Annotated in this window: 5 protein-coding genes and 1 pseudogene; 1 reads left to right on the top strand and 5 read right to left on the bottom strand. The window is 73.4% G+C overall.

Annotated elements, in window-relative coordinates; all coding sequences use genetic code 11:
- Nucleotides 1-135: 135 nt before the first annotated feature.
- Nucleotides 136-702, top strand: coding sequence for a hypothetical protein (locus AC08OQ_RS00780; RefSeq protein ID WP_476602076.1), 567 nt, complete (start codon nt 136-138; stop codon nt 700-702).
- Nucleotides 703-734: 32 nt separating this feature from the next.
- On the opposite strand, the pseudogene AC08OQ_RS00775 reads toward AC08OQ_RS00780, so the two are convergent.
- The 5 genes and pseudogenes from AC08OQ_RS00775 to AC08OQ_RS00755 all read right to left on the bottom strand — a co-directional run.
- A pseudogene (locus AC08OQ_RS00775) lies at nt 735-1,142 on the bottom strand (Rv3654c family TadE-like protein); the annotation flags it as partial.
- Nucleotides 1,118-1,579: a TadE family type IV pilus minor pilin gene (locus AC08OQ_RS00770; RefSeq protein ID WP_462202813.1), complete on the bottom strand. Its 462-nt coding sequence runs from the start codon at nt 1,577-1,579 to the stop codon at nt 1,118-1,120. The pseudogene AC08OQ_RS00775 and the gene AC08OQ_RS00770, both read right to left, overlap by 25 nt.
- Nucleotides 1,580-1,590: 11 nt before the next feature.
- Complete coding sequence (locus tag AC08OQ_RS00765; protein WP_041258051.1) at nt 1,591-1,785, bottom strand: DUF4244 domain-containing protein; 195 nt, start codon at nt 1,783-1,785, stop codon at nt 1,591-1,593.
- A gap of 141 nt (nt 1,786-1,926) precedes the next feature.
- Entirely contained in the window at nt 1,927-3,270 is a 1,344-nt protein-coding gene (locus tag AC08OQ_RS00760) for a type II secretion system F family protein (protein ID WP_476602074.1), read from the bottom strand.
- Nucleotides 3,267-3,869 (bottom strand): ATPase, T2SS/T4P/T4SS family (locus AC08OQ_RS00755; protein WP_476611862.1); only part of this gene is annotated, 603 nt, incomplete at its 5' end. The genes AC08OQ_RS00755 and AC08OQ_RS00760, both read right to left, overlap by 4 nt.

The raw sequence follows: 3,869 nt of genomic DNA, 5'->3' as shown, positions 1-3,869 counted from the left end.
TTACGTCCCCCATGATCGGCTAGCCCCGTGACCACTTCGCCGCGGCGTGGTTCCCCCGCGACCGGACCCGGGTATGTCGACCAGATCGGCTTTTCTCCGTCGTTTATGCCAACGTCCATGGTTTTGGAGGTCTCGGTGGTAACCGTCGGTGTCGTGCTGTTGCTGGTGGCTGGAGTTCTCACCGCGGATCTCGTGTTGGAGAACAGCGGCCACACCGATGTCCTGATCATGGGGCAGATGCTCTCGTTCGACATCTGGGGCCTGTTCGTCCTCGGCCTGGTAACGGGAGTGCTGGTAGCGGCCGGCGTGCAGCTCTTCCTGCAGGGCCTCGCGCGGGATCGCCGCCGCCACCGGATGGAACGCCAGCGCGCCCGGGAGATGGAGGCGCTGGTGCGTTCCGCGCCAGCCGCGCCCGCCACCAGCGCCCCCCGGTCCGTCGAAGCCGACACCGGCGGGGCACGAACCCGGACGGCCCCGCCCCAGGCGCGTCCGGCCTCCGCGACCGCTCCGATGCCCGCGACTGCTCCCACTGCAGCGTCCTCGGGCCAGATCATCACCCATCCCCACCGGGGTGACCGGATCGTCGCCCGCGTCGCTGATCTGCGGCGCCGTGACAGTGGCGGTGATGCGGCGAGTGGCGCCGCCCAACCTCGCGAGGGCGTCCGTTCCGGAACCGGGTCGTCCACGCCGACTGGGAAGTAGACACCCTCCGCTCCTCCCCACGGCCCGGCACGGGCACGGGCGGACAGCTCCGGGAGCGGGCCGAGTACCGCCGGTAGGCGCGCGAGGACCGTCACCTCGACGGCGTTGCCGTCGACCCGGCAGGCCGCCAGCCGCGCCCCGTTGGCTGCGCTGACCTCGTCGGCCCGCGCGCACATCGTCCGCTGGTTGGTGGGCGGCATCGCTGCGGCCGCGAGGGCGGCGAGATCCGCCGCTCCAGCGGCCCGCTGCCGGACCGTGCTGATCACCGTCACGGTGAACGCGACGCTCACCAGCGAGAGCAGCGCGAACAGGACGGCCAGCAGCCATACCGTCGCGGACCCTGCATCGGGGGCCGCGGCGGACGGCGCTACCCCCGGCGTGACGGTCGGCAGCGTCCTCAGCCGGCGCGTCCCGCTCACGACGCCATCCGGGCCGGGCATCCGGTGGGGGCATCGGACGGAAGATCGGCCGTCGCTTCGACGGGGGTGACGGCCCGCGCCGCCACCTCGATGCCGGGAACCAGCCGGCTGACGCCGATGCCACCGACGTGCACCGACACCTGTACCTCGAGCCGACCCGCGCCACGGTGCAGCGTCACGGTGGAGCCGACGGGTGCCGCCTGGATCACCACGGTATGCACGGCCGAATCCGGCTCCCCCCTGGCAGCCAAGCGGGCGCCGATGCGTGCCGCGTCGGCGCATCGGGCCTGGGCTGCGACGGCACCGAGCATCCAGGCGGCCAGGAAGAAGACGACGAACAGTGAGGGCAGGCCGATCGCGAGCTCGGCGGTGGCCTGGCCGCGGTCCGGCCCGCGGACGGATCTCCCACGTCGACGGGTCACCGGCCGCGGCGGCCGCTGGGAGGAGCGCACAGGCATCACGGCCGCGCTCAGAACGCCACGGTCAGCGCGCGCTGCACCACCGAGGAGACCAGCGACCGGGTCGCGGAGCTTGACACCACCGCGTAGAGGACGCCGGCGAACGCCACGGCCGCAAGCGTGCCGACCGCGTACTCGGCGGTGGACATGCCGTGGTCGCGGGCCTGGACGGCCGGGCGCCACACGCTGAGGAGCCGCCGGGACACCGGCCATCGTGACAGGCGTCGGCACGAGGAGCGGGCTGCCAGGAACATGAGAACTACCTCCGGGACAGGGGAGGATCGGGATCGAGCGATGGGTCAGGCCTGGATGCTCGGCGCCGCGGTGGCAGCTGGATGATCGGGACTTCAGGCCGGCAACAGCGCGGGGACGGATCCGAGGACCATGGGGACCACTCCGAGCAGGAGAAAAGCGGGAAGGAAGCACAGGCCCAGGGGCGCGACCGCCAGGACACCTGCCCGACGAGCCGCGGCGATGCTCTCCGCGTGGGCTTCGTCCCTGGCACGATCGGCCAGTCGGGTGAGAGTGGCGGCGAGCTTCGCCCCGGACGTCTCCGCGCGATCGAGCGCCATGATCGCTGCCCGCACCATCCTGGCCCGCCGGGATGGCGGGGTCACGCGTCCGCGGCGAGCCCATCCGGGCAACCGGTCGGTGAGCTGGGGAGCATGACTCGCGGCCACCAGTCGCTCGCAGGCGGCGCCCACCGTGGCGCCCGCCGCGAGTGCATCGCCTACGGAGCACAGTTCCGCGCCCAACACACCACCGGTGGCGGCGCCGACGGCCCGCACCGCCGACACGATGGTCCCCCCGCTGCGCAGACACGCCGCGATCAGGTCCAGCGCCAGGGGAAAGTCGGCGAGGAACCGGTCGTGCCCCGCGGCGGAGGTCGGGGGCGCGACGCCCGTTGCATCCACGGCTACCGGCCCTCCCCGTCGCTCCACGCCGTCCGCCAAGCGGCGAAGCCAGCGGACTCCGACCAGGTCGGCGAGCCCGCCCACGAGCAGGCATCCGATCCCCGCCGGCGTGCCCAGCAACACCGCGATCGGCGCTGCTCCCGCGAGCGACCCCAGGACGATTCCGGCCAGCGGGAGCGAGGCCACCAGCCGTCCGGATGACCGGGGCCCGGCCAGTGCCGAGGTCAGCTCGCCCGCCCGCACCGCGTCGGCGCGGGCGACCGCCGCGAGCATCGTCGCGACGGGAGCCAGCCTTGCGCCGACGGCCGCGCAGACCTGGTAGGCGACTCCGAGCTGTCGCAGTGATGACGCCTCACTGCGGCACAACAATGGACCGGGCTCCTCCGTCCGGTCGAGCGCGGCACCGAGCTGGTCCAGGGGCACCCAGGCCGATCGTCCCGTCGGTGCCGCAACGAGTTCGTCGATGCCGCCCGCCGCCCGGCGCAGGGCCTCGAGCTGGGGTGCGCCGGCGTCGAGCTCGGCCGCGAACGCGGCGAGGAGGTCTTCGGCGGACTGGCGGACCGCCACCTGCCTACGCCGCTCCCGTGACCGCCGTCGCGCCCGGGCGAGACAGCAGAGCAGCACGGCCACGACGCCCGCCGCCACCGGTCCGGCGGCCAGCGTGAGCAGGACGGCACCGAGGACCAGGCCGATTCCCGAACCGATCACGGTTCCGGTCCTCGGCCGGGTGACTGCGACGGTTGCCGGGACGGTCCCCACGCGCTCGAGTACGGTCATGCTCGCCTCCGCACCTGCGACCCGGCGTCGACCAGGGTTGGAAGCGAGACACCGCGCACGTCCAGCAGGTCGCGCAGGATCGGCAGGCCCTCCGCCGGCGTCGGGTCGCAGGCGCGCATGGCTAGCCCGTTCCGGGAAGGTGAGGCAGGAACGACCAGGGCCGGCACGACCTGAACCAGTCCGCTGCCCGCCTGGCGGAACACCCCGATCGCGCAGACCCGGCGGCGGCCGTCGGCCTCCCGGCGAAGATGAACGGCGGTGTGGATCGCTGCCGCGATCTGGCTGTGGACCGCTGGGCGGGACAGCCCGGCGAGGGCGGCGAGAGCCTCCAGACGGGTGGGCAGCGCACTGGTGTCGTTGGCGTGCACGGTGCTCAACCCGCCCTCGTGACCGGTGTTGAGGGCGACGAGGAGATCGAGCACCTCGGGGCCGCGGACCTCGCCGAGCACCAGCCGGTCCGGGCGCATGCGCAGCGCCTGGCGGACCAGATCGCGCTGGGTCACCTCGCCAGCGCCCTCGATGTTCGGCGAGCGGGCCTCGAGCCGCACCATCCCCGGACGGTCCATGACGAGCTCGGCGGTGTCCTCCACTAGGGCCTG

The sequence above is a fragment of the Frankia sp. CcCS3 genome (assembly GCF_977927575.1).
This window is presented reverse-complemented; position numbering and strand designations above follow the sequence as displayed.